We start from the raw sequence: 25,540 nt of genomic DNA, 5'->3' as shown, positions 1-25,540 counted from the left end.
CTATCACAGAAAAGGCCTAGCCGAAGAGGCGTTTGCTGGCGAGGGCGGCGCCTTCTACGAGAGATTCGAGTTTTGCCCAGGCGATTTGCTCGTGGATCCGGCCGCCTAGGCCGCAGTCGGTGGAGGCGATGACATTTTCAGGGCCGACGAGCTCGGCGAAGCGGACGATCCGGTCGGCGATGAGTTCGGGGTGTTCGACGGCGTTGGTAGAGTGGGATACCAGGCCGGGGACGATTTGGCGGCCGGCGCCGAGGCGGTCTTTGTTTTGCCAGACCTTCCACTCATGGGCATGGCGGGGGCTGGAGGCTTCGAAGGAGAAGCTGCCGGCCTTGATTTGCAGGCATTGGTCGACGATATATTCAAAAGGAATGTCGGTGGTGTGGGGACCATGCCAAGACCCCCAGCAGATGTGCAGGCGGACCAGGGAGGGGTCAATCCCTTCCAGGGCCCGGTTGGCGGCATCTACCCGGAGTTGGAGCCAGGCTTGGAAGTCTTCAACGGTCGGTTCGGGGTTGATTTGGTCCCAGGCTTCGGCCAGGTCCGGGGCGTCGAGCTGAACGATGAGGCCGGCGTCGGCAATGGCCTTGTATTCTTCGTGCATGGCATCTGCCACGGCGTCTAAGAGGGCCTGGTCGTCATGGTAGTGGCGGTCTTCCAGGCGGGCGGCAGAACCCGGGGAGATGGCGGCCATAAAGCCTTGTTGGACGCCGTATTTTTTCATGGCTTCGGTGAGCAGGCTGACGTCACGGTTGACCTGGTCTTGGCCTACGTAGGTGACGGGGCCGGCAAAAACCGGGTTGGCCACCTTATTCCGCTTGCCTAGGACGCCGCTGTCCGGGTCTTCATAGGCGGCTTGGAATTTGGCCCGGTCCCGGCGGTCTTGGAAGCTGGTCAGCTTAATATTACCGGGAGTAGACCGAATCTTTTCTGTCCGACCCCAGCGGTCTTCATCAGTCATTTCCAGGCCACCGAGCCGGTAGAAGGAGTAGTTCCACCAGGCGCCGTAGTCAATGGCCCCTGAGGTGATGTGGCCGTATTCACCGTCGTTAACTTGGTCAATGCCGATGTCGTGCTGTTTTTTAACGACTTTATCGACGGATTGGGCGATGATTTCGTTGAATTTTTCTTCAGAGATGGCGTTATTGGCCCGAGCGGTATTGGCCTCTAATAATTCAGGCGTCCTCGGGAGTGAGCCGACGTGGGTGGTTAAAATTTTATTTGCCATTAAAATCCCTCCTTGAATTAGAGCCATTATACCATAAGAGGAGCCCTTAGCTAGTATAAATTACAGCTATAGCCTATATCCCTGGCCGGCTGGGCCAAGGCTCTTTTGACCGGCAAGAAAAAATGCCTCCCATAGAGGAAGGCACTGAAAAGCTCTAGCCCTTTAAGGGAAACTGCCGGTAGCCGTGGTGGAGGGGCCCCCGTCCTTGGCCCAGGTCTAGCCCGGCCCGGATGGCCCCATCGATGTAGGCCTTGGCTTCATGGACGGCCTTGTCCAGGGAGTAGCCCAGGGCCAGGCCGGCGGCAATGGCGCTGGATAGGGTGCAGCCGGTGCCGTGGGTATTGGGGTTGGGGATCCGGTCGCCGCAGATCCATTGGCCCTGACCGTCATGGAAGAGGTAGTCATCTGCATCTGCTGCCCCTTCTGCCCGCTTGATGAGGACGGCACAGGGGAAGGCTTGCCCGATTTCCCGGGCGGCTTCGACCATGGCGTCTTTATCGGGCAGGGGCCGCTTGGCCAGGACTTCGGCTTCCTTTAAATTGGGGGTGATGACGGTGGCCAAGGGGAAGAGGGCCTCTTCCATGGCTTCTACAGCCTCGCTTTTAATGAGGCTGGACCCGCTGGTAGCCCCCATGACCGGGTCCAGGACGATGTTTTCGGCTCCGTATTTTTTCAGGTTTTCAGCGATCACTTCAACGATGACCGGTGAAGACAGCATGCCGATTTTTACGGCATCCGGCCGGATATCTTCAAAAACAGAGGCCATTTGGGCGGCCACAAAGTCCGGCGGGGTATCCAGGACGGCCTGGACACCGGTGGTGTTCTGGGCCGTAAGGGCGGTGATGACACTCATCCCGTAAAGGCCATAGGCGGCAAAGGTTTTGAGGTCTGCTTGTAAGCCGGCGCCGCCACTTGAGTCACTGCCGGCAATGGTTAATACTTTTTTCATGCTTACTCTCCTTATATCAGACAGGCTGCTCCGATACTACCTAGTAGCTTTCACATTGCAGGCGGGCATCCAGCTCGTCCGCTTGGAGCAGGTTCAAGGCATCGATCAGGCGGTTGCGGTAACTGGCATTGCCTTCATTGGGCTGCAAGTTGGCCCAGGCAACCTGGCCGGCCACCCCTAAAGTCGCCACCGCTGCAGCAGTCGCTTCCAGGGGAGCGTCAGGGCTGGCCCCTAAAAAGGCGGCTACCAGGCCGGACAGCATGCAGCCAGTGCCGGTCACCTCTTCCATTTTCGGGTGACCGTTGCGGATGGCAAAGGCCCGGTGACCGTCTGTGACAATATCAATGGGGCCACTCACGGCAGCGATACACTGGTAGGCCCGGGCAAAGGCCTTTAGCTGGTCGGTAAAGGCAGCGAGGTTATCCTCGTTGGGCTTATCTTCATCTAGAGCATCTACCCCACCGGTGTGCCCACCCAGCCCCATCAGGGCCCGCATTTCAGAAGCATTGCCCTTAATGGTGGTCACTTGGACCTGGCGGAGGATACTTTCGGCCACAAAATTGCGGTAGGGGGTTGTGCCAACAGCCACCGGGTCAAAGACCACCGGGTGGCCCAGGTCATTGGCCTTCTGTCCGGCAGCCACCATGGCCTCCAGGACCTGACCTGAAGGGTTGCCCATATTCAGGTTCAGGGCCTGGGCAATGGCCGTCATGTCGGCCGCTTCCAGGGGATGGTCGGCCATACAGGGCCCGGCGCCACAGGCCAGCTGGGCATTGGCCACATCATTCACCGTTACAAAATTAGTGATACTGTGCACCATTGGGTGCCGGTCACGCACTTGCATTAAATATTTTCCAAACATTGGTCTTCCTTTCCGGCATAAAAAAACTGCCTTGCACCAACGCAAGACAGCTGCAGTCAGAATCAATCCCTACGTTGGCATTATCCACATCAGGTTTCCGGGTCTGGGGCCAGCCCCACTCTCAGCCTGCCCAGGCAAGCTCCCCTCTATTGTCTTTCAAATGTACCACTTTGTCCGCCCGCCGTCAAGCAGGGGTTGGACGGAAAAGGACCCTATATGATACACTGGTTAAGTAGCTAGGCGGTAGCCACTGCCCCAGGTTAAGGAGATGGTTTTTTGTATTTTGAAGATTATCAAGTCGGTCAAGTCTTTGATGTACCCCCTATTAGCCTTTCAGAAGAGGGCATCATCAGCTTTGCAGAAACCTTTGACCCCCGCCCCTTCCACCTGTCCCATGAGGCCGGCCGGGACACCCGCTTTGGCGGCCTCATTGCCTCCGGTTTACATACCCTCACCGCCGCCTGGGGCGCCTGGGTCAAGTCCCCGGAAAACAAGGACGGGACCATTTGCGGCATCGGGATTGATCGCCTGCGCTGGCTGGCCCCGGTCTATCCGGGTGATACACTGAACTCTCGCTTGACCATTACCGATAAAAAGCCCTCCACCAAGGGGCAGTCAGGGACCGTCTACGCCAACTATACCACCCAAAACCAGGACGGCCAGCCGGTGCTGACCATGGAAGTCTTGGTCTTGGTGGCTTGCCGACCACAAGCCCCTCTACAATAATACTGGTCTGCACATTTGACGAGGTGACTATCATGAGAACCGATTTTGGCCCTAAAACCACCGGCCTCCCGACACCCATTGTTGTCGTCGGCAGCTATGATGAAAACAACCGACCTAACGCCATGACCGCCGCCTGGACAGGTATTTGCGCCTCTGTCCCTCCAGCTGTCATGGTCTGCATCAATGAAAACCACCAGACTGCCGCCAATATCCGCCAATGCAACGAATTTACCGTCCACGTCCCCGGCAGTGACCAGGTCACTGCCACAGACTATTACGGTATATCGAGTGGAAAAGCGGAAGACAAGTTCAGCCACACCGGCCACACCATCAGCCCCTCCAGCCGGGTCCACGCCCCTATCATCAATGAATTTCCCATTGTCATGGAATGCCGGGTACACAGCCGGCTGCAAATGGGGCCGGGGATGGTCCTTGTAGGTGAAATCCTGAACCTGTCCGTTGACGATGACTACCTGAAAACAGACAGCAAGGGCCAGCCTGCCATTGATTTTGCCAAGGTAGCCCCCTTCATCTACAACCAGGCAGATGCGACCTACCATACCATCGGCGCCCCCCTGGCTAAAGCCTTCAGCGAAGGTAAAAAAGGCACCGATTAACCGCCTCCATATCCCTGATGCCAAAGACTTGCCCGCCGGGCAGGTCTTTTTTATCCTTTTGCCATTGACATTTCTTCCCAAGCTGGGTATAATAATTTCCGTTGTACAAAAAACCTATATTTGCGCTATTAGCTCAGGTGGTAGAGCATCTGACTTTTAATCAGGGTGTCAAAGGTTCGAGTCCTTTATAGCGCAGCACAAGCGTCCTCTTGCGAGGGCGTTTTTTTATGGCTTCCTCTATAAGCAACCCATGCACCTTGTCTGCCGGAATCCCAGGCATTATTTAGCCAACGAAACCAGTCAATCTGCGTCTAAGCAAAAAGGGGCCGTTACTTCTATTATATGTGTAGTGTATCCTTCCTTTGCCAATCCATTTTTCTACACCTATCCATCCATCTTTTTCAAGTCATCAAGCTCCCGCTGAACCTGCCGGATAGCCTCCAGGCTGGCCCTTTCATCCATCATCAGCCGGTCCAGTTGAAATTGCAAAAGCAGCACCTGGTCCTCCCGGGCCCTTTTCTTTTTCTCCAGGTAGGCAGAGGAGACCAACCTTTCCCGGTCAATAAAATAGTGCCGGTCTGTCGTTGCTTGAACAAAGGCTTGGTCGTGGGATACCAAAATAACTGCACCCGGATAGCCCTGAATAAAATGCTCAAGGGCTTCTCGCGTTGGAATATCCAGGTAGTTGGTGGGCTCATCTAAAATAAGCAGGTGATAGCTGCCCAAGAGAACCTTGGCAATAGACAAGCGAACCCGCTCCCCTCCTGACAGCTGGGCGACCGGTGTCTTCATCTTATAGCCATTAAAGCCCAAAGAAGCTAAAAGAGTCCGGACCACCGTCTCCGGCTGCTCTACCAAGCCAATATTATCCCGAATACTTTTCTTCCCATCCAACACCGTAAAATCTTGGGCAAAATAGCCAATCCTTAAATCATCGGCATAATAGCCGGCCAGGTCATGGTTAATGATTTGCCGTAAAAAGGTGGTTTTCCCTGCCTTATTCGGACCGGTTACAGACACCTTATCACCGGCTTGAATGCGGAAGCCTGAAAAGGCAAACAAGGGCCTACCCCCAGCTTGGACCGACCCGGCCTGCAAGTTGACCAGGGTTCTGGCTCCCTCTTTGGCCACTGGCCCCAGCTCTTTAAACTGAAAGGAGCGGTCCTCTTGGGGTACTGGAGGCTTTTCCAGCCGGTCTATCCGCTTTTCCAGGGCCTTGGCCGACCTGGCCAAGGCCTTTTGTTGGCCATCATACCTGCCGGTGTAGCCCTTCACCTTAAAATCAGCATCACTGACCCCCCTCTTTTTCTTTTTAAAATGCTTGGCCCGCTCCATCCGCCCTTGGGCCTCCTTCTCTAGCCGGTCAAGCTTATTTTTGTAACCAGCATAGGCCGCAGCCTGTCGTTCGACTTCTTTTTGTTTTTCGGCCTTATAGTGACTGTAATTGCCCGGGTAAAGGGATATCTGTCCTTGGTCAATGGCCCATATTTGCTGGACTGTTTGATCTAAAAAAGCCCGGTCATGGGAAACCAGGATAACCGCCCCGGGGAATTGGGATAAGGCTTCCAACAAACGGGCTAGGTGTCTGGCGTCCAAGTTGGAAGTGGGCTCATCTAAAATAAGCAGGTCCACTGGCCGGCTAAGCGCTTCACGAATCGCTCCAAAGGCTTCTTCCCCACCGGAGGCTTTAGAGGGCTCCTTCAACTGGGGCACATAGGCAAAGGATTTTTTAAGAGTGATGCGACCCCTGTAATCCCTATCCTCACCTACAATCATTTTCAAGAGTGTGGACTTGCCTGACCCATTGCTACCCACCAAACCAATCCGATCACCTTGGTTGACAATCAACTCCGGCGCCTGAAAGAGGACTTGGCCATCAAAGGCCTTAATGATATTTGAACACTTGAGAACTTCCATTCTTAGCTCCTTTTCCCTTGACTTCCATCACGGCCATCAGTATGGGCTAAAAATGGGTACACAAAAAGACATGGTCCTTTTAACCATGGCGCAGAGCATACCACTCCCTAGTGGGAAGTCATCTTAGCCCTAATCGTTAAAAGTAACCATGTCCTTAATCCTCAACTTTCTCAAGATGACTTATATTATAATCCGTCCTTTATTAATTGACCAGCCCCGATAAGAACATCTGAGCCCCGTCACCTTCACCCTCTAGCCCAGGAGCTTTTCCACCCATTCCGCTTCTTTAAAGCCGAGCAAGACAGTATCTTCAGTGACAACCAGGGGCCGCTTGACCAACATGCCATTAGTCGCTAAAAGCTTTAATTGGTCATCTTCGGACATGTCAGGCAGCTTGTCCTTGAGCTGGAGGTCTCTGTAAACCATGCCGCTGGTGTTAAAGAAACGTTTTAAAGGGAGGCCGCTCTTGGCCTGCCAGGCCTTTAATTCGTCATAGGTTGGATTATCTTCGACAATGTGCCGGGCGGTGTAGGCAATGCCGTGGTCATCCAACCATTTTTTTGCCTTTTTACAAGTGGAGCACTTGGGATAAGCGATGAATAACATAGCTACCTCCTTTTTTATATGCCAATCTAACCAGGTCTTTGCCTTTGTATCTATTGCAGTTGTTCTTTATTTCTCCTACTAATTTCCATATTTCATTTTTCCTCCTTTGGACATAAAAAACACCGAATTTTTTCTTTCGGTGTAAAATTCTCTATTTAATTTTATGGTTGTAGTAATTCTTTCCAGTTTTCTATAAAACCAGCATGTCTTAATTCAATATTTTCATATTTTGCTATTAGTTCTGTGAGATCATGATAAAATTTTTTATAGCTTTCTTCTTCAGAAACTATTTTAAGATTTACCAAGGTGGCAAATATTGTGTTGTTTGAGATATTCTTTTTTAAATATTCTTTATATAACTTGGGTGATTTTGTAAGTTTTGCGCCATATAGCCTACCATAATGGGCACATATATTTCTTATATAGGCAAAATTTTCTATCCAGGATTCAAAGTAATGGTAGTCTGTATGAAAGGTTTTGGCAATTTTACTTTTATCTTCATTTTTCATATTCTTATACATTTTAGATAAGGTTCCAAAACTAGCTACTTCTATCACTGCATAAAGTGGAATTTCTCCACCTTCATAATTGTCTTTAAAGTTTTTTATAAAGGGGGAGCGTCTATTTCTTTTAACTTCTCTTTCTAAATCATTTAATGCTTCTTTATATCTGTTTTTATATTTTCCCACATTTGACAAATCTTTATAGCCAAAATTACCATATTTTAAAGAAAAATAGTTAGCGATAACTGCTCTTAAAGAAACTTCTGTATCTTCTATTATTCCAAATATGAGTTGTCTAAGTTCTCGATCAAATTTATATAAACTTACAATATCTTCAAATTTTATTCCTGATATATATCTGCCATCTTTTTTTAATGTGATACTGTAGGCTTTAATTAGTCGGTAATAGGATATTCTTCCGAGAATTTTCCTAGCATAAGTTTTATCATCTACTATAAGTCCTAAGTCTATTAAATTTTTTACTTGATTTTCTATACTAATCGGTTTCTGATGGATTTTTTTCATTTTATCTCCTAAAAATCAAACGACCCGACTTGGTCCGCATTGTTAAGAGGCGTGTCGGGTGCTGTTAACATTATCCTATATAATAAAATATTTTTTGTCAAGTATTTTCTTTTAATCTTTCCTATTATCTACCTTACTTCTTAATTTAATATTCATCTAATATTTCAACTACCCTATTCTCTTTTAACTTAACTTCGCCGCTGGTATTAAAGAACCGCTTCAAGGGGAGACCGCTCTTGGCCTGCCAGGCCTTTAATTCGTCATAGGTTGGATTATCTTCGACAATGTGCCGGGCGGTGTAGGCAATGCCGTGGTCATCCAACCATTTTCCTGCCTTTTTGCAAGTGGAACACTTGGGATAAGCGATGAATAACATACCTGCCTCATTAGGATAGAGAACTGTTTGTATGCTAAGGGGCTGAGCAGAAACCGGCCTTCATGCTTCAATATTTTTTCTGCCGTTTATTCAAACCACTAAGTCTATACACCCTAATCGCCTTTCTTTTCACAAGCGAGGCCGGTATATGCCAGCTGGGTGAGCTGTTTCTTAGCAGCCCGGCGGGGTGCCAAATATCCCGCCCCGTTTGTGGCCAATAAAAAAGCCCCTGCCTGGGCAGGAGCTGATAGAGCTGACGCTTAAACCAACATAGCCCCGTCAACATGGAGGATTTCCCCGGAAATATAAGAGGCATTATCGCTGGCTAAAAAGGCACAGGCCTTGGCGATATCTTCCGGCTCACCAACCCGGCGGAGGGGAATGTTGTTAATCAGGGGCTGGATCATTTCTTCCGGCAGGTTTTTGACCATATCTGTGTTGGTAATCCCCGGGGCAACGGCATTGACCCGGATATGGTCCGGCCCCAGCTCCCGGGCCAGGGAGATGGTTAGCCCATTCACAGCGAACTTACTGGTCGGATAGGCCACCCCACGGGTTTGGCCATATTTACTGACCATGGAGCTGGTCGAAATAATGGCGCCGCCGCCCTGTTTTTTCATCTGTGGGATAACCGCCAGGACAGCATTAAAGACACCCTTAATATTGATATCCATGACCTGGTCAAACTTCTCGGCATCATAGTCATAGACAGATACATCATCTGACACGCCGGCATTATTGACCAGGACGTCAATCCGGCCATACCGGTCGATGATCCGGTCCATTTCCGCCTTCAGGGCGGCTTCATCCATGAGGTCCGGCCAAGCCCCTTCGACCTGGTCATATTCCCCTTCAAGGTCTTGCAGGGCCTTGTTGACCGTTTCTTCCCGAGACCCGAAAAGGATCACCTTGGCCCCCTGGGCCAAAAATTCACGAACAATGGCGTGACCAATCCCCCTGGTCCCACCGGTAACCACACAAACTTTATCTTGAAGCATATGTGTCCCCTCCTTCATATTCTTATGCGGTAAGTGCGCACTTTCTTATATTTGTTAGCTATCTTACCATTATTTTCTTAATATGACCACTATTCTGTCTTATTTTCTATATAATTGATGTTTATATCTCCTATGCCTTCTCTTTTGGTTAGGAACCGACTGCCGAAACCTGCCGGCTATGAGAAAGGCAGACAAAGGAAAAGCACCCAGTCGCCCACTCTTGCGAGGTGCCGACCAGGTGCGCTTGATGAAAATCCTCCGCCTTCGATTTATTCGAGGATCAGGCCCGGCAGATCCAAGGGCTGGATGTATTGGTCACCCTTGTAGACCCGCATATTCCCGCCGGATACTTCATCAATGAGCATGACCCGGCCATCGGCATCCTTACCGAATTCCAGCTTAATGTCATAGAGCGTCAAGCCCTTTTCCGCCAGGACAGCCTTGATCACATCGGAAATTTCCCGGGTCCACTTATGCAAAAGGTCATATTCTTCAGCACTGGCAATCCCCAGCATAATCATTGCATCTTGGTTGATCAGGGGATCACCGGCAGCATCATCCTTGAGGGTGAATTCAACCAGGCCGTCCAGGTCCTTGCCTTCTTCAACGCAGGAATGGTAGCGACGGAAAAAGCTCCCTACAGCCCGATAGCGGCAAATGCACTCTAAACCCTGGCCAAAAACTTCCGCCGGAAGCACTTCCATGGTTTTTTCTTCAATATTGCTGGCCACATAGTGGGTCGGGATTCCTTTTTCTTTGAAGAGTTCAAAGAAGTACCGGGTCATCCGCAGGGCGGCCTCCCCACTGCCCTCAATGCTTAAGCCAACTTCATTGGCGCCCGGGTCAAAAACCCCATCCTTACCGGTAACATCATCCTTAAATTTTAAAAGAATATGGCCGGATTCTAAGCGAAAGACATCCTTTGTCTTACCTGATTTAATTTTTTCCATGATTGCCTCCTCATTAAGGTGAATAACATCAGGTAAATTATACGCCTAAAAACCAGCATTGAAAAGACCTAGCCGCTTTTAGAGGACCCCAAAAAAGCGGGACCTCATCGGTAAGTATTTAGCTTACCCGATTGGCCTTAATCCATAATCTTTGCGCGTGACCAGATTGCAAAAGCAGGCCCCAAGCGGAAGGCACCAAGGTCCTCTGCCCTATTCAGGCAGGGCTGTAACGCCCCTGCCCGGCCGCGGGCCCCTAGGCCAGGCCAGCAGCCGCTTTAATGGCCCGAACCCAGGCCTTCCCCCGGTAGACAACAAAGCGGTGGCTCTCATCCAGGGTATCCACGATAATGTGCTGGCTGATCAAGAGGTTGCGGGCCTGGTAGACATTGGTAATCGTGTCCAGGGGAATCGTATAGCTAGAGATATCAAAGTTCACACTGTGGGGCCTGAAATAGAGCTTTTGGTCCGTCAGCTCCAGGAAACCCCCGCTAGCCGTCTCCCGCTTTTGTGCATCCGATAAGAGGACATCCGCCACCCCCACCAGGAAAGAATCCTTATTATTGTAGACCCGGGTATAGCGGTTGGCAAAACCCTTGCGCAGGGTCCTTTTTCCTACCGCCGGCCCCGCCTCCCGACCCTCACCAGCCTCATGATTCATAGCCCATCCTCCTCACATCTTCCAGCTATCCGGTCAAATAATCTTATCTTACAATTATTCTACCAGGCCGGCATGGATGTTAGCTCAAGGATTGGCAAAGGTCCGGTCAAATTTTTGTATGGTCGGAAAGAGGACTGGTTGGCTGTAGATGAGGGCTAAAAAGCCCTTCTCTAGCGCTTATATTAGGCTTTATTAGAAAGGACCAAACGTGTACTGCATTATTTTACACCAGTTTCTGGACTTGACTAGAAATTCCAGCTTAATTTGATAAGCGGAATTTATTTTTAAGAATGACTAAAGACGAAGAAAATACTACAATACTATGAATATATGCTATACTTATAAAAACAAGTACTGATCAGCAGGTCATACTACTTAAAGAAAGGAGTACTTTTTATGGCTATAAAAATATTCTTTGGGAATTATAAGGGTGGCGTAGGAAAAACGACAAGTGCTTTTTATATAGCGCACTATTTCTCAAAAAATTCTTTTGGAAGTGAAAAGAAAGTGCTTATACTAGATTTGGATCCTCAGTGTTCTATGAGTGAAATTTGTATGCGCTCTTTCGGTAACAAAACCTTGGATGATCTACCTCAAGAACAAACGCTAAACTATATGTTAGATATACTATCAAAAAGTAATAAATATAGTGCGCCTGTGAAATTTAATTTAAAAAATACCATTAAAATTTGTACAGATATGAGTCCTAATGTAGATTTTATCCCAACAACGCTCACTTATTCAGGCAAAGATAATACTTTTATTGGGTTAGATGGCTTAATTGATGACTTACAACTTAATCCAGATAAAAACATTTTTTTATTATATGAAATTGTGCGTATGCTTGAAAACGATTATGATTTTATATTTTTTGATTGCCCACCAAGTAACAATATTTTAACAAAATCAGCCTTTCTACTATCTGATTATTATATTATCCCATATATAAGCGATGGTATTAGTATAAAGGGCGTTGAGCATTATATTTTTACAGTTAATAATATATATGATAAATACTGTGAAAGACATATCGATTCTAATTTTTATAAACACATATTTGGAGCAAAAGCAAAGTTATTGGGTCTTTTTGAATGTATGAGAGTTAGGAATGAAAATGCAAGAGGAAATATTGGTGTCATTGATGCTAAAAAGTATGATGTGGTCGTTAAAAATTTAATAGGCATACAAGAAAATTTGAGTCGTGGCCGCATTTCTGAAGAAACCGGCGCTTATGAAAGACTTTCAAAACAGATTGCCGAGGACATAATAAAGGATATTGGTGATGATAGTGAATCTATCTCAAATTAACGCTCTGAGAGATAATCTTCATCGTTTTTCCCTTGAATTAGAAAAAACAGAAAATCATTCTCTAAAAGATGCTGTTTCAATTATAATGGAAGAGTTAGATAAATCGACAAAAAAAACAGATTCAAAAAATAATGAAATCGTCGATATCCTCTCCCTGATTGACCAGCAGGATATAAGCAGTCTGAATGAAAAGTATCCAAAAATCAGATACGATGAAATAAAGAATATTTTTGACACTGGGAAAAATTTCGACACCTTAGAAAAATATACTCTACTCCAGCTTAAAGTAATATATTACTTATATACAAAAGACAAAAATAATAATGCAATTAAATCCAGTAGCAAAAAAATTGTGTTAAATGCTGTTAATGAACTCATGTTAGAAATAAGAAGAAGCCAGGGGTTAAAAAATCTGCAAAGCAATTTTTAACGATTGTAGGGCTATTTTATGGAAAAGTATTGAGTAGGAGGAGGATTTGAGTAATCCCCCGATCTCTCACACCACCGTGCATACCGTTCGGTACACGGCGGTTCTTTAGTTTTCACATACTTGCAGATAATAGCCAGTTAGGGACATATATCCAAGACTGGCTATTTCTTTATTTATTAGGGCTCGATTTAGTGCAAGTGTGACCGCCATATACCTTTGCGAGTTTGCGAGTGTTGGCTAGCTCAAACACCAGCCATTCGGGTAGATTAAGGCTTCGCAGTTTCCTTATCTTCGTTCTCACTATTAGCTGATAATACATATGTAAGGTTGATTGTAAAATCAAGTTGAACATATCAAATAAAAAAAGCCCATAAGGCTTCTCTTTGGTAGAATGTAGGTGACAAAACCCATTCACAAGGAGGAAGACCTATGGACTACCTATATTCTACTACAACTGAACACAAAAAGGGAGCTCATCTTACATTTGAACATCGTGTCCTCATCCAAACCCGCCTTAAAGATGGATGGAGTCCAAATAAGATTGCCAAGGAAATTGGCTGTGCCCCGAACACTGTTCGCAATGAAATAAAGCGAGGTGCGGTTGCCTTGTATAAAGGACGCATTCTTCATGACTTCCTTGAAAAGGCTGATTTCATCACCTTTGTAGAAGAAAAATTCTTTGGAGACGGCTGGTCACTGGACGCTTGTTTTGAGCGAGCTTTGAAAACAGGAAAGTTCACCAGAGACCAAGTTGTTTGCACCAAAACGCTATAGATTTAATTTCTGTTCGTCAGACCAGAGTTTTGCCTTCAGCTTCCTTCAGATTTCACCTCACGGTGAACACCCTTGCTGTTTAGCTGTATCCTTCCCACTGTCGGGCGGATTAGGGACTTTCACCCATTAGAAACGTGCACCGTCGAGCGCACAAACAAGGCTCCCCGCCTGCAATCTTGCAGGCGGGGAGCCTTTTATTTGACACTTGGTTGCGGTTAAGGGAAATCCTTAAGCTGGGCTTAAATGAAGGATTCGTTGTTTAAACCGGTCCAGTGTTCATGTTTCCCATCTGCATCACGGGTGAAGTCATGACCCATGGTGGCTTCCATGATGGGTTCAAAGAACCAATCGCCGCGGGCTACGTCGCTGAACTGGATAACTTTATCCATGTTGGCGTCAATCCAGTCAAGGTCAGCGTAGCGGTTGAGCATGCGGTTGGTGATGGAGGTCACTTCAGCACGGGTGATGTCTTGTTCCGGCCGGAAGGTGTTGTCCGGATAACCGGAGATCCACCCATGGCTGGCGGCCAGGCGGATGGCCTTGTAGCCCCAGTGGCTGGCGTCTAAGTCGGTGAAGGTGAGGTCTTTTTCATCGGTTAGGCCGGCAAAGCGGGCTGCAATGGCAGAGAATTCTGCCCGGGTGATGGCCTGGTTCGGTTTGAAGGACCCATCCGGATAACCGGAGACGATGCCCTTTTGGACAGCGTAGCCAACGGTATTGGCATACCAGTCACCGGCGTTGACGTCGGTGAAGTTGCTGGTGTAGCTTTGGCCTTTAACCGGGCGGTCCTTGAGGAGACGGGTGAACATGGTGGCCACTTCTGCCCGGGTCATGCCGCGGTTGGGCGCAAAGGTCCCATCGGGATAACCGATCAGGTATTGGTAGTGGTCATCTTTGTTCAGGTCAGAGGGGTCAGTTTCCGGCTTGGGATCCGGCTTGGAGGGGATAACGATGGTCCCGCCACCGCCACCGGGGGTTCTCGGTTGTTTGACTTTAACCTTAATTTCAGAGGTGACCGGGGTACCATCCAGGTCAACTTTTACCTTAATGGTGAATTCAGAAGGACCCTTATAGTCTTTCGGAACATCAACGGTAATCTTACCGCCCTTGTCAGCCGGGGTAACAGTGACACCATCCGGTTTTTCAGTGACTTCTACCTTGCCGATTTTTTCAGTAGGAACGGTCTTACCGTGTTTATCCTTGGCATCCGGGGTGATTTCTTGGGTTTTGCCCTTTTCGATTTCCACATCCGGATAGGTGACCGTCGGTTCGCCGATTTTAACGACTTGTGCTACAAAGGTTACGTCGCCTTCAATCGCCTTATTCAGCTTGTCAGCATTGTTGTAAGGCCATTTCTTATCAGCATCTGTATACTTAACTTCGTACTTGTCGTCAGCAGTGACTGCCGGTACGTCAGCAGTGAATTCGCTCTTATCAGCTTTTGTACCCTTAATTTGGTACTTGTCGCCATTTAATTCAATAAGGGCCTTTTTCTCTGCTTTGGGGTTCACATAGTAGGAAATGTTAGCGTCTTTATCGTCCAGTTTAGCACCAGCAACGTCTTGGAAAGTCACGGTGACATAACCATCCGGTTTTTCTTCACCGGGCTTGGCCGGGATAACATCATCCCGTTTTTCATATTTCAGGGTGATGGTGGCCGGGGTATCTTCGTTATACTTGCCATCGGTCGGTTCTTGGCTGACAAACTTATAGCCGCGAATCTTCGGTGCATTGGCTTCCGTATAAGTTGGCAATGCCGTATTGTGCTTGCCGGTTAAGGTCGGGTTGTAAACTTGCTTATCAAGTTTCAACGCATCTGTTGTCGGATCAAGCGGGTTGCCCGCAACGTCTTGGTAGGCCAGAGTGGCGCTACCATTGCCACGGACAGCTACATTGGCTGTAAAGTCAGTCGGTGTGGTAATCGGTTGGCCTACTTTGTCATGGTTATCGTAAGGCCATTTTTTATCACCGGCGGTAACCACTTTGTAGCCTTCGTCAGCAGTGACAGCCGGCACATTTTGAGCCTTGCCGTCTTTGCCAACTAAAGTAGCGGTATCGCCTTCAACGACTTTAACTTCAGCTTGCGGGTTGACGTAGAAGGTGACATCTTTGTCTTTATCAGCTACTTTAGCGCCCTTAGCATCTTTGAAGTTAACGGCTACATAGCCTTCCGGTTGATCTTTACCGGGCTCTGCCGGGATAACATCATCCAGTTTTTTGTATTTCAGGGTGATGGTGGCTTCCTGACCTTCTTGGTACTTAGCAGGAGCAATGGTTACAGCGTCATTACCTTCAACCAGTTCATAGCCCAAGAGTTTCGGGGCTTGGTCTCTGGTAAAGGTAATATCAGCGCCGTCTTTGCCGCTAAGATCAGGTGCATAGGTTTGACCCTGGATTTGAAGGGTTGTATCCGTTGCAGGTTCTAATGTCTGACCTTGTTCACCAACATAAACCAGTTTAGCAGTCCCGTTACCTTTTTCAACGACTTGGGAAGTAAAAGTCTTAGGTTCAGTAATTACTTGGCCTACTTCTGCATAATTATCGTACGCCCAAGTGGTGGTGTTATTTTCATCTTTTTTATGATAGTTAGGTTTATAACCAGTGTCAGCACTTACAGTTGGTACATCTTTTTTAAGTTCATTACCTTTACTGTCTTTACCTACTAGTTCATACTTACCACCTTCATTAATCTTAACGCCAGCCTTGGGGTTGACAGCATAAACGATATCATCTGTTTGGTCAGCAATTTTTGAGTTATCGGCTACCTTAAAGGTGACGTCTACATAGCCATTAGGAACGGTGGTTCCTTGTTCTTTCTTAATGATTTCGTCTTGTTTAGTATAGACAAGATCTAAGGTTGCAGATTTTGGATCCGCAAAGCTTTGGTTTGCCCCATCAATTTCCGGCCCTTTATAGGTAAAACCAATAAATTTAGGTGCTTTAAAGTCCTCTTGCCCCTGGATGCCAACCGAGTATTTACTCATATCAATCTTGGTGTCCTTGTCACCTTCGATTTCTGCCGGGTACTTAGAGGCATCTGCATCTGCACGATATTTTTCGTCAATGACTTGTTTTTGACCACCAGCTTCTGTTCTAAAGACATATCTGACATCGGCTTTAGCTTGTGCCTTAGGTGCATAGGCTGCATAGTAGGTGACCGGTGCGGTCATTTCCTTGGTCAAAATGTCTTGCGGGCTAATGATCTTAGCAGCATTTTCCGGAACACTAAAATCTAAATCCTTATCTGCTTCAAGAACCCAGCCTTTAAATTCTTGGTTCTTGCCGTCTTTTTTGGGGATAGCATCTTTATCGATATTATCCGCAGACGGCACCTTGGCTGCAGGGAAAACACCTTTTTTCGTTTCCAGAGCAGCTTTTTCTGGGTTTTCTAAATAAGGTGTATCCTGATTAGTTGTCGGGTCCGGGTTTTCAGATTTTAAGTCAATAGCTCTTGGGAAGGTGTCATTTAACTTCAGACCATGACCAATTTCTTGGGCTGTAGTCTGTGTTTTTTCTCCATTCAAGGTAGGGCCATCAGTGCTTTCCTTAAACTTCCCACCATTGGCATCAAAGGTTAAGGGCAGAGCTTCCCGCATGACAAACTTGTGAAGGTACTTGTAGTTACCAAAGATATGGAAAAGATATTTGGTGTTGCCAAAGGTAATGTCACCGTGCTGCATTTCGGTAGGTGATTGTTTATAGTCAGTATCGGGATCGGGTGGCAAATTATTATTTACCTTCCCTTCTTGGATAATATAGGAACCCGCTGCGGCTATTGGAGTCTCTTTGCTTATACCAAGAGTTATACTCGGGGTAATGCCTGTATTGTCACTATCTACCGTGATTTCTTTCCACTTGTCTTTATTAAAGGAAATGATATCCCCTACAAATCCTACCCCGCCGCCGTCATCACTGGTTTCTTTGTCTACTGAATAGTAAACATCATTCATTACGCCAGGTTTTATGTTTTGGACAGTGTTTGATCTTCCTCGCCATATAGCATCAAAAGCTTGACGGGTACTGGCATCTTGGTCATGCCATTCTACAGTATAAGCCGGCATTACATTTTGCGCACCGATTATATGAAAGTTATAACCTTGGGGTTTTGTTTCTTCAAATTTCCCTTGGAGCAATCTGAAATCATAGCGGAAGTCTAAGGGTACTACAAGCTCACACTTATAAACTGCCATGCCAGAGTAGTCATTTAAATCGACGCCATCTAGTACTTCCATTTCAACAGTGGCTTTTTTTGTGGTCTCATTGAAAGTGGATCCATCAAATACAAAACGGCCTACGTCCTTTACATGAATCTTGTGACCAGGTCTTTGAGGATCTCCCTTAAATTCAGCGACTTTCATTTCAAACTTATTTTTTGGGAATTCTAAATCTTTCATACCAGACCAGTCGATAGTTAAGTTCCACCGCTTGGTTGAACTCGGATCTTGAGGATGATACCCCCCTTGGTCTATTTCATAGCCAGATTTTCTAAGGCCAGTTGTACCGGCTTTGCCAGTGACCTTTGGCTTGCTTGCCTCTTTAACGGCCTCTTTTAAGTTGCCCTTTGCTTCCGGCGTTAGCAAGTCCACCAGCCGGTAAGACTTATATGCCTGTCCATTGACAACTACTGTCTCATAGCCGGTTGTTTCCTTGGCTTGGGGGGCTTGAGCTGCCAATGCTTCCATCGGCAAAACCCCTAGCAACAAGGACAAGGCCAAAATAAAAGAAAGTATTTTCTTATACATGCCTGCCTCCTATCCATTTCCATCATTGCAACTTTAACACTCAAATGAGCGCACCGCAGACCTATCGTCTGCGGTAGTACGCTCAATAAAACTTATTTTTACCGAACACCTATTGTCGCTGTTCTTGACAGGTAGCCTTCATAAGAAATGGTAACCATTAGGCGTTCCCCGCGAACGAGTTCTCTATTTAAATTGATGTTACCAACACTGGCTGGCTGTATATTACCACGGCCGATTTCTTCGCCATAACTATAAACAACCACTTCCGCGCCTGGTGTTGTAGAGGTAACGTCTAAAACTTTTGCACCACTTCTCGGCTGGACGACATTGATATCTAGCTGCGGTTTTTTATATTCTTTCAAGGTCTCTACTAGCTTATCCACGGTTTCTTTAAGTGCAGTGCCTGCATCTTTATCAGGATCAGTAGATGGATTCTTGGTGATATCTTCTAGCACTTTTTCACCCGCGGTCTTATCTGTGACTATTCTTTCCTTAATGTCATCAGGTTTTGACTCATGCGCTTCGTCCTTAATTAACTTATTCGCCTCATCAACAGCCTCTTTCAGCTTATCGATATTGTCATCATAAGCCTTTTTCTCTTCAATAGCCTTTTCAATCTTTTCCTTAGCCTTGTCGACTTCTTCTTGGCTGGCGGCAGGGTCTTGGGTTTTAACCTGTTCGCCTTCCTTAATCGCCTCTTCTAAGGCCTTATCGGCAGGGGTACCGTCATTGCGGCCGCCGTTTTCTGGATCAAGGCTATCCTTACCGTCTTGGATGGCTTTGTCGAGGGCTGTGGTGTCTACGCCAGCGGTGGTAACTGCAAAGTTTTCTTCCATGCCGGGCTTTTTAGCGACAACACGGATTTGGTCGCCGTCGTTGAAGGCCGTATCGGCATTGTAGGTATAGGAACCATCCGGGCTGACGCCCACATCTTTTTTAAGCAGTTTCCATCCATCACCCTCTTTTTGGTAGACATCAACGGTTGCCGCATCTTTAGCGATACCTTTAACGGTTTTATCGCCGGTTTTAATGGCGTCAATCGTCGGTTCAGGTAATTTTTCTCTAGCGACTGCCGTATTTTCGTAGGGGTCGCTCTTATTACCTGTGTTATCTTTGGTTTCTACCTTTACAGTATCTCCCGTTTTGATGGTTTTGTCAACGGGGATGTCAAGCTTGCCATCTTTTTCGGTGATTTCTTGGCCGTCAACCTTCCATTTACCATCTTGAGGATCTTTTTCAACCACTTTTGTTACTGTAGTGGGTTGTCCACCTGGTTCAGCCGGGGTTGTCACTGTTACGGTAATGGTTTTAGCGTCAGCTTCTGCCGGTACTTTGACTTTAACGGTCTTGTCGCCATCAATTGGTGTATCTACAACCGGTTTAGCCGGAGGAGTGGTATCTGCCGCCTCGCCTACAACTTTTGTTGCAACGCCCGGTTCGGTGGTGTCTTTATCGCCGGTGACTTCTACTTTAACGGTGTTGTATTCGTCAAGTTTAAGTTTATCGTTGTCAGGATTTTCCTTATCTTTCACCGGAATAATGAGCTTGCCGTCGTTGTCTTCCTGGAGTCCGGTGTCGCCAATTTTCCATTTGCCGCTTACTTTGTCTTTTGTAATTTCAATTGGATCTTGGTTTCCTATTGGTTGACCGTTCTTATCGGTTTCAGTGATGACCATTTTATCTACGCCATCTGCAGGCTTAGTGATCTTGATGGTTTCAGAGCCTGCCTTGATGTCGTCAATAGCCGGCGCTTTAAGCACTGTCTTTTCATCAGCGCTGCCATCGTTATTGGCATCACGGACAACTTTTGCTGTAGCCGGTTCAGAGATGGTCTTGTCTGCATCCTTGGCCAAGACTTGGACTTCTGTGCCAACGGGCAGTTTGACTGCGAGGTCTACTGTTTTCGTTGCGTCATCATTTGCCTGGATATCAACGGTTTCTTCTTTTGCTTCACCGTTCACTGTGTACTTGATGTACACCTTGGTCGGTTTATTTTTGACCGTGAATTTAACGGTGGTTTGATTTTTGGCCGTTGCCGTGGGTGATTGACCATCAGAACCGACGGTATTTTGGTTGGCTGCAAAAACGATAGTCGGCGTTGGCGTTTGAAGTTCTTTGACTTGGAGTTTTTGGGTGGTTGCACCGGTTTGGTTTCCAACTTTAACTTCAATGGCCTTACCATCATGGGTGTTGGTTGCTAAGACCAGGTCTTTTAAGGCAGCGGTATCACCATTTACATTGGCGGTAATACCATCTACCACATCTCCGGCAGCGTTTTTGAACTTACCGGTGCTTGTATCATAGTCAAAGATTTCAATGCCGCCCTTGTTGTCCCGAATGACTGCCTTTAAACCGGTGGCGTCAAGAGCATCACCATTGGTATAGGCCATCTTATTCGGGGCGATGACTTGGATGTCTTTGACATCTGCCAGGTCGACCTTGCCATCGTCTGGTTTACCGTCATTGTTCTTATCGGTAAAGACGGTGGTGGTTTGCGGGGCAGAAATTTTCTTAGGTGCTTTTTGGGCAAAGACTTGGATATCTGCGCCGTGGGCTAAGGGCTTACCTTCATATTTTGCTTCGAGGGAGTAGTTGCCTTCTCCGTCAATAGCAAACTTTTCTACGGTTACGTCCTTATACTCTTCTCCTACTTTTACCTTAACGGTAATGCTAGCGTCTTTTTCGGTTTTACCGGTGACGGTAGTGAAGGTAGGCGTTTTACCCTTGTTGGAGGCGATGGCTGCCGGGCGTTCAGTGACACCTGCTTGGTTGTCGTCTTCGCCGTTATTGTCTTTATCTCTAAAGACGGTAGCTGTCGCCGGGTCAGAGGGTTGTTTTTCGCCAACTTGGGCGATGACTTTGACGTTCTTACCGACGGGTTGCTTAGTAACTTCAGCAGTAAAGGTGCCATCTTGGTTAACTGTTACACCCTCTGCAGGTGTGATGTCGTCTCCTGCTTCGTTCTGAATGGTGACTTTTGCACCAGGAGTTACCTTACCGGTGACGGTAGTGGTATCTTTCTCTTCATCAGTAACCTGCTGCGTTTGCGGGTCGACCTTGTTTTGGTTCATGGCTTTGACATTTTGTGGAAGGGTTGTTTTTTCATCCACATCGGCCTTGCCATTCTTATCAGCGTCAAGCTTGACGGTGACGTTGCCACCAGTAGCAGAAGGTTGATCTTTTGCACCTGGGACAGTGACGGTGAAGGACATGGTCTTAGTCTTACCGTTATCTAAACTGAGGGCTTCTTCGTTGGCTGGAGATAGGGTAATCTTATCGGTCAGCCCTTTTAACTCTTCTGCATTGTAGGTGACGGTTTTACCGGAGGCGTCTTTGAGCTTAATGACAAGACCTGCGGTATCAAAGGGGGTTGTCCCCTCTTTGGTTTCGACCAGGTAGTCCATCTTGGACGGGTTTTGGATGATGACAACTTCAGTTGTCTTGTCAATATCAAAGGCTTCTTTCTCGTCAGCAATACCGTTGTTGTTCTTATCAAGTTTTACTGATAAGGCTTTGCTTGTTTCTACAAACTTAGTTTGCATTGTATCAGGCGCTTTTACAAGGGTTACCTTGACTTTTTTACCATCATTTGCTGTTGTTAAGTTGGACCCGTCTACAGGTTCCACCTTAAAGTTAGTGGTGTCTGCCTTTATTTCTTCAGCGGTAAAGGTCTTTTCTTTGCCCAGTTTATCGGTAACTCTAACGAGCATCCCCTTGGTTTCAAGGGCTACTGTGCCGTTTTCTTCGGTAACGAGATAGTCCATCTTGGCTGGGTCATAGACCATTTCAATCTTGTCGGCCTTGGTGATGTCGAAGCCTTCGGACTCGTCATCTTTGCCATTACCATTTTTGTCATTGAAGACCAGGGTCTTGTAGGGGGCCGATTCTTGTTTTTCGCCGTCTTTGGCAGTGATGGTTACTTCTGTTTTAGGATCTAGCTTTGGATCGATCTCATAGGTGAAACTTCCGTCAGCGCCTGCTGTAACGGTTTTTACGGTAGGCTCTTGCTTTCCTTTTTCAGTGTACTTAATCGTTACTGTGGCGTTTTTAGGTGCAGTACCCTTAACGGTTGTGGTGGTATTATCACCAATGTTAGATGCGGTGGCGATTGGTGTGTCAGTGACTTCGTCCACATCTGCCTTGCCATTATTGTCAGCGTCAATCTTGATAGCAAATTGGGTGCCGGAGCTGGCAACAGAAGTAGCTGTTGCAGGGCTAACTTTTTTCAAGCTTACAACTAAGTTTTTGCCTGCAAGTTTAGCCTCTTGTTTAACCTGCCCATCGGCTTCATATTCACCGTTAAAGTTTGTGGCGGTATCTTTTGCCGGTGTTACTTCAATGTTGTCCGTATCCTTCATTAATTCTTCTAAGGTGAAGATTTTAGATACCGGTTTTCCTGCAAATTCATAAGAAAGTTCAAGGTAGATGGCTTTTTTGTGGCCATCTTTGCCAACAAATTGAACATTTGCATCCTTGCCTTCAACTAAATAAGTGAGGTTTGGCTCTTCTACAAATTTGATGGAGGTCGCTTTTTCAACTTTAAAGCCGGTTTCTTTTTCAGTATAGGTGGCTGTGTGCTGTTGATTTGCTGAATAACTTTCTTGAACTACAGGATCCCAAGCTGCAAAGTCGTAATCAGTCTTGGTGGGTGTAGGTGGGTTAAAGCTTACAGGTTCGTCTTTTAGGACCCAGAAGGAGGTGGTTTGTGCTTTTTGACCTTGGGCTTCAAAGTTTCCACCTTCACCTGGAGCGAATGTTACATTGACATAATCATCGTCATTTTCTTGAGTTCCAGGTTTTTTAGGCTGGTCTGTGCCTTCAACCACTTTTTTCTTGTATTGGGCGGTAATGTCAACCTGTTTTTCACTACCTGCTAAAGCGAATTGACCATCTAGTGCTTTATCCCAGCCAGTGTGCTTGTAGCCTTCTGCTGCTTGAACATAGGGTGCAGTCAGCGTTACGCTCTTCGCCGGATCTACCCAATAGATTTTTGTTTCTGTTGGGGAGATTGTCCCGTGGTCGCCTGCTTTAAATTCTACTTTCACAAAGTTATCAGGGACGTCCGGTTTCTTTTCACCAGGGCCTTGGGGGACAAAATCTTGGCTGTCTTTTACGACTAAGGTCATGGTATGGGTCGCTGTGGCGTTACTTGAGTCCTTAATCGTATACGTGACTTTGTAGTTTCCTGGCGTTGCATTAATGGAACTGGTGTCTGCTACAGGCGTCCAGCCCGCTTCCCCTTCTTTTTCGACGCTAAGGGTATAGTACTTACCATTGGTTGCTTGTAAGTCAAGTTTCCCCTTAACATTGTCGCTATCTTTAAGAATGATATAGCCTTTATCGGCGGTTTGTTCCGTAGTCGCATCAACATCTACGACAACTTTATCGTCAAGGTTTATGGTTTCACCCTTAAAAATTTCCTTATAGGCCGGGCCTTCGATGGAGGGCAGGCTGTTGGCAGTGAGGGCTTCGATGGCTTTTTTGATGGCAGCATAGGCTGTATCCAAAGAAGTTTGACCATTTTTGTCAACGGTTACGGAAGCTACAGGTTTTTTGGTGTCCGCATCAATTAGGGCTTTGCCTGCCGTAACCGCTTCTACTAAAGCGTCGTACTTGGCTTTATCCACTCCAGCCTTGTCTTTGAAGTTTTCAAGAACTTTATCGGCGGTGGGCAGGATGGTGTTGAGGTCATCCGGGTTGAGTTGAACGGTGACTTTATTGGCTTCAGAGCCAATTTTTGTATCTTTGCCTGTTTCAACTTCTGCCCAGATTTCTTCGCCTGCCTTAAGGGCATCCTTGTGGATGGCTGCAGTGAAGTCTGCACTTGCATTCCCTTCAGCGGTTCTTACAAGGCCTGAGCCAATTTTAACCGGATTACCGTCTACATTTTTGTAGATGTTTACTGTCTTACCGTTTAAGGCCGCAAAGTCTAGGTTTTGCCCTGGTTTGTTTTCAATTTTTCCTACTACAACCTTATCTCCATCTCTTGGTGCCTTGTTTTGTCCCTGGCCAGTGATGGAAATATTGGTGTTCGTATCATCATATTTTACAAAATTAGCAGTGAAGGTTTCTCCTACTGCTATTTGGTCTGTGGTCTTGTCTTTGATGTTGGCTTCCTGGCCGTTAGCACCTGTCCAGTTTACAAGTTTGTTGCCGTTGGCGTGTTTTACAGCTGGGAAGTCATCTAGCCTGCTTGACTTTTTAAAGTCTTCCCAAGTGGTTCCTTTTTTGACAATAAAGGCCTTGAGCTCATTTTGCTTGCTTGCATCTGTAAAGTAACCTTGGCCTGATTTAAAGATGATGTCTACATAGCCATCTGGCGTTTGTTTGCCAGGGTCCTTAGGATAAACCTTATCTTTAACTGTAAGGACAATAGACCCGCCATTTAAAAGGTCATAAGCAGTTTTAAAATCAACATCGACTTCATTTTTTTCTGCTGCCGTCCCTAGTGTAAAGGTTCCGGCCTTCTCTCCGTTTACCAAAAGAGCGGCATTATCCATATCCGGGGTGTTGAGGTCTTCTAAACCGCCAAATTCATCATCAATGGCAAGCTTATAGTTCTTCTCACCATTTTCTTTAGGTAGTTCGGCTTCAAAATCAACGCCATCCGCAAAGATAAATTTAAGATTGGTGTTTTTAGGAGGGGCTGGCAGTCTAGACGGATCTGCTATTTTTTCCCCATATACATCTTGATATTCAATGTTTACTTTCGGGCTAGCGATTTGATAAATCTTAATATCTAGCTTTGCTTGAGATTTTCTTGGATCAATCGGGGTTGTGGACTCAAAAGCACGGATTTCTGCATTACTGCTAAGGATATCTGATGCCGTAGCTGACAAAGTCAATCTTGCAGTAATATTTTGGTAGCTACTGGTTAGTTTGTCAGCAGGAATCGTGACTTGAACTTGTCTTTTCGTGTAAGAAAAGGGGCTGTCAATTGTTTGTAATTCAACTGGTGCTTTCCCCCTATAAGTGACTATTGGGGTTAGCTTCATAGAAGAGAAAATTTCTTCTAGAATTCTTGAGTCAAAATCGTATCCGTGGAGACCTATGGTCTCTAAGTTTACAGTAATTTGAACATCTCTTGGGTTTGACAGAGCCCTCGGTGCGCTAAGCATGCCAAATGACCGTAGAGATGACCGTGCTTGAATTCCTTGCTTATTCACTTGTTTTTTTACAAGGTTGGTAATATCAATGTCGATATATTTATCGCTCTCTTGTGTAGTAACCTCTTTTGTAGGTGGATTCCCACCAGCATTGTCCTGCGCAAATGCCGGCACAATACCATTAAACAAAAGAAGAAGAGCCAACAAGAAAGACAGAATTTTGTTTTTCATGGTTCTCCTTTCAAGAATTTAGGGAGAGGGAGGCCCT

16 protein-coding genes, 1 tRNA gene, 1 pseudogene and 1 riboswitch are annotated in these 25,540 nt (G+C 46.6%); of the genes and pseudogenes, 6 read left to right on the top strand and 12 right to left on the bottom strand.

The window, feature by feature from the left end:
- Window positions 1–16 precede the first annotated feature (16 nt).
- The 3 genes from ACLGL1_RS07245 to thiM form a co-directional block, all read right to left on the bottom strand.
- A complete protein-coding gene (locus ACLGL1_RS07245; RefSeq protein ID WP_411008034.1) occupies window positions 17–1,225 on the bottom strand; it encodes a cobalamin-independent methionine synthase II family protein in 1,209 nt (402 codons plus the stop codon).
- 154 nt (window positions 1,226–1,379) lie between these two features.
- The gene (thiD, locus tag ACLGL1_RS07240) at window positions 1,380–2,174 is read right to left on the bottom strand and encodes a bifunctional hydroxymethylpyrimidine kinase/phosphomethylpyrimidine kinase (RefSeq protein WP_411008033.1); all 795 of its coding nucleotides are present in this window, start codon (window positions 2,172–2,174) and stop codon (window positions 1,380–1,382) included.
- A gap of 40 nt (window positions 2,175–2,214) precedes the next feature.
- Window positions 2,215–3,036, bottom strand: a complete 822-nt coding sequence (gene thiM, locus ACLGL1_RS07235) for a hydroxyethylthiazole kinase (protein ID WP_411008032.1) — start codon at window positions 3,034–3,036, stop codon at window positions 2,215–2,217.
- 48 nt (window positions 3,037–3,084) lie between these two features.
- Window positions 3,085–3,192, bottom strand: a riboswitch (TPP riboswitch).
- Between the two features lie 120 nt (window positions 3,193–3,312).
- Between thiM and ACLGL1_RS07230 the strand changes: the two genes are divergently transcribed.
- The 3 genes from ACLGL1_RS07230 (at window position 3,313) to ACLGL1_RS07220 (ending at window position 4,574) form a co-directional block, all read left to right on the top strand.
- A complete protein-coding gene (locus ACLGL1_RS07230) occupies window positions 3,313–3,762 on the top strand; it encodes a MaoC/PaaZ C-terminal domain-containing protein (protein WP_411008031.1) in 450 nt (149 codons plus the stop codon).
- A 32-nt stretch (window positions 3,763–3,794) separates the two neighbouring features.
- On the top strand, window positions 3,795–4,379 hold the full coding sequence (locus tag ACLGL1_RS07225; protein ID WP_411008030.1) for a flavin reductase family protein: 585 nt from the start codon (window positions 3,795–3,797) through the stop codon (window positions 4,377–4,379).
- 122 nt (window positions 4,380–4,501) lie between these two features.
- Window positions 4,502–4,574 (top strand) — tRNA-Lys (locus ACLGL1_RS07220).
- A 189-nt stretch (window positions 4,575–4,763) separates the two neighbouring features.
- Here the strand turns inward: ACLGL1_RS07220 and abc-f are convergent.
- The 7 genes and pseudogenes from abc-f to ACLGL1_RS07185 all read right to left on the bottom strand — a co-directional run bounded on the left by abc-f (window position 4,764) and on the right by ACLGL1_RS07185 (window position 10,912).
- On the bottom strand, window positions 4,764–6,296 hold the full coding sequence (gene abc-f / locus ACLGL1_RS07215) for a ribosomal protection-like ABC-F family protein (protein WP_411008029.1): 1,533 nt from the start codon (window positions 6,294–6,296) through the stop codon (window positions 4,764–4,766).
- Between the two features lie 252 nt (window positions 6,297–6,548).
- A complete protein-coding gene (locus ACLGL1_RS07210; RefSeq protein WP_411008028.1) occupies window positions 6,549–6,902 on the bottom strand; it encodes an arsenate reductase family protein in 354 nt (117 codons plus the stop codon).
- 161 nt (window positions 6,903–7,063) lie between these two features.
- Window positions 7,064–7,930: an Abi family protein gene (locus ACLGL1_RS07205; protein WP_411008027.1), complete on the bottom strand. Its 867-nt coding sequence runs from the start codon at window positions 7,928–7,930 to the stop codon at window positions 7,064–7,066.
- A gap of 196 nt (window positions 7,931–8,126) precedes the next feature.
- A pseudogene (locus ACLGL1_RS07200) lies at window positions 8,127–8,306 on the bottom strand (glutaredoxin domain-containing protein); the annotation flags it as partial.
- A 260-nt stretch (window positions 8,307–8,566) separates the two neighbouring features.
- Window positions 8,567–9,304: an SDR family NAD(P)-dependent oxidoreductase gene (locus tag ACLGL1_RS07195; RefSeq protein WP_411008026.1), complete on the bottom strand. Its 738-nt coding sequence runs from the start codon at window positions 9,302–9,304 to the stop codon at window positions 8,567–8,569.
- A gap of 269 nt (window positions 9,305–9,573) precedes the next feature.
- Complete coding sequence (locus ACLGL1_RS07190) at window positions 9,574–10,254, bottom strand: phosphoribosylaminoimidazolesuccinocarboxamide synthase (protein WP_411008025.1); 681 nt, start codon at window positions 10,252–10,254, stop codon at window positions 9,574–9,576.
- A 253-nt stretch (window positions 10,255–10,507) separates the two neighbouring features.
- Window positions 10,508–10,912 (bottom strand): GRAM domain-containing protein, encoded by a 405-nt coding sequence (locus tag ACLGL1_RS07185; protein WP_411008024.1) that lies wholly within the window; start codon window positions 10,910–10,912, stop codon window positions 10,508–10,510.
- Window positions 10,913–11,308: 396 nt separating this feature from the next.
- Between ACLGL1_RS07185 and ACLGL1_RS07180 the strand changes: the two genes are divergently transcribed.
- From ACLGL1_RS07180 to ACLGL1_RS07170, 3 genes are all read left to right on the top strand, one after another.
- Window positions 11,309–12,220, top strand: a complete 912-nt coding sequence (locus ACLGL1_RS07180) for a ParA family protein (RefSeq protein ID WP_411008023.1) — start codon at window positions 11,309–11,311, stop codon at window positions 12,218–12,220.
- A complete protein-coding gene (locus tag ACLGL1_RS07175) occupies window positions 12,195–12,650 on the top strand; it encodes a hypothetical protein (RefSeq protein ID WP_411008022.1) in 456 nt (151 codons plus the stop codon). The genes ACLGL1_RS07180 and ACLGL1_RS07175 overlap by 26 nt, the downstream gene beginning before the upstream one ends.
- Window positions 12,651–13,079: 429 nt before the next feature.
- Window positions 13,080–13,424: a helix-turn-helix domain-containing protein gene (locus tag ACLGL1_RS07170; protein WP_411008021.1), complete on the top strand. Its 345-nt coding sequence runs from the start codon at window positions 13,080–13,082 to the stop codon at window positions 13,422–13,424.
- A gap of 239 nt (window positions 13,425–13,663) precedes the next feature.
- On the opposite strand, the gene ACLGL1_RS07165 is transcribed toward ACLGL1_RS07170, so the two are convergent.
- Window positions 13,664–18,166: an S-layer homology domain-containing protein gene (locus tag ACLGL1_RS07165; RefSeq protein ID WP_411008020.1), complete on the bottom strand. Its 4,503-nt coding sequence runs from the start codon at window positions 18,164–18,166 to the stop codon at window positions 13,664–13,666.
- A gap of 98 nt (window positions 18,167–18,264) precedes the next feature.
- Window positions 18,265–25,503: an Ig-like domain-containing protein gene (locus tag ACLGL1_RS07160; RefSeq protein WP_411008019.1), complete on the bottom strand. Its 7,239-nt coding sequence runs from the start codon at window positions 25,501–25,503 to the stop codon at window positions 18,265–18,267.
- Between the last annotated feature and the right edge of the window lie 37 nt (window positions 25,504–25,540).

The organism is Peptococcus simiae, from assembly GCF_046569735.1.
Classification (GTDB): Bacteria; Bacillota; Peptococcia; order Peptococcales; family Peptococcaceae; genus Peptococcus; species Peptococcus simiae_A.
Note: the sequence above shows the minus strand (reverse complement) of the source record. Positions and strands in the feature narration are given on the sequence as shown.

Excerpts from the sequence above, each read along its gene's own strand:
- thiM (WP_411008032.1), bottom strand. The coding sequence starts at position 3,036 with ATGTTTGGAAAATATTTAATGCAAGTGCGTGACCGGCACCCAATGGTG.
- ACLGL1_RS07245 (WP_411008034.1), bottom strand. The coding sequence starts at position 1,225 with ATGGCAAATAAAATTTTAACCACCCACGTCGGCTCACTCCCGAGGACG.
- ACLGL1_RS07225 (WP_411008030.1), top strand. The coding sequence starts at position 3,795 with ATGAGAACCGATTTTGGCCCTAAAACCACCGGCCTCCCGACACCCATT.
- ACLGL1_RS07165 (WP_411008020.1), bottom strand. The coding sequence starts at position 18,166 with ATGTATAAGAAAATACTTTCTTTTATTTTGGCCTTGTCCTTGTTGCTA.
- ACLGL1_RS07185 (WP_411008024.1), bottom strand. The coding sequence starts at position 10,912 with ATGAATCATGAGGCTGGTGAGGGTCGGGAGGCGGGGCCGGCGGTAGGA.
- ACLGL1_RS07175 (WP_411008022.1), top strand. The coding sequence starts at position 12,195 with ATGATAGTGAATCTATCTCAAATTAACGCTCTGAGAGATAATCTTCAT.
- thiD (WP_411008033.1), bottom strand. The coding sequence starts at position 2,174 with ATGAAAAAAGTATTAACCATTGCCGGCAGTGACTCAAGTGGCGGCGCC.
- ACLGL1_RS07190 (WP_411008025.1), bottom strand. The coding sequence starts at position 10,254 with ATGGAAAAAATTAAATCAGGTAAGACAAAGGATGTCTTTCGCTTAGAA.
- ACLGL1_RS07210 (WP_411008028.1), bottom strand. The coding sequence starts at position 6,902 with ATGTTATTCATCGCTTATCCCAAGTGCTCCACTTGTAAAAAGGCAAAA.
- abc-f (WP_411008029.1), bottom strand. The coding sequence starts at position 6,296 with ATGGAAGTTCTCAAGTGTTCAAATATCATTAAGGCCTTTGATGGCCAA.
- ACLGL1_RS07195 (WP_411008026.1), bottom strand. The coding sequence starts at position 9,304 with ATGCTTCAAGATAAAGTTTGTGTGGTTACCGGTGGGACCAGGGGGATT.
- ACLGL1_RS07205 (WP_411008027.1), bottom strand. The coding sequence starts at position 7,930 with ATGAAAAAAATCCATCAGAAACCGATTAGTATAGAAAATCAAGTAAAA.
- ACLGL1_RS07160 (WP_411008019.1), bottom strand. The coding sequence starts at position 25,503 with ATGAAAAACAAAATTCTGTCTTTCTTGTTGGCTCTTCTTCTTTTGTTT.
- ACLGL1_RS07180 (WP_411008023.1), top strand. The coding sequence starts at position 11,309 with ATGGCTATAAAAATATTCTTTGGGAATTATAAGGGTGGCGTAGGAAAA.
- ACLGL1_RS07170 (WP_411008021.1), top strand. The coding sequence starts at position 13,080 with ATGGACTACCTATATTCTACTACAACTGAACACAAAAAGGGAGCTCAT.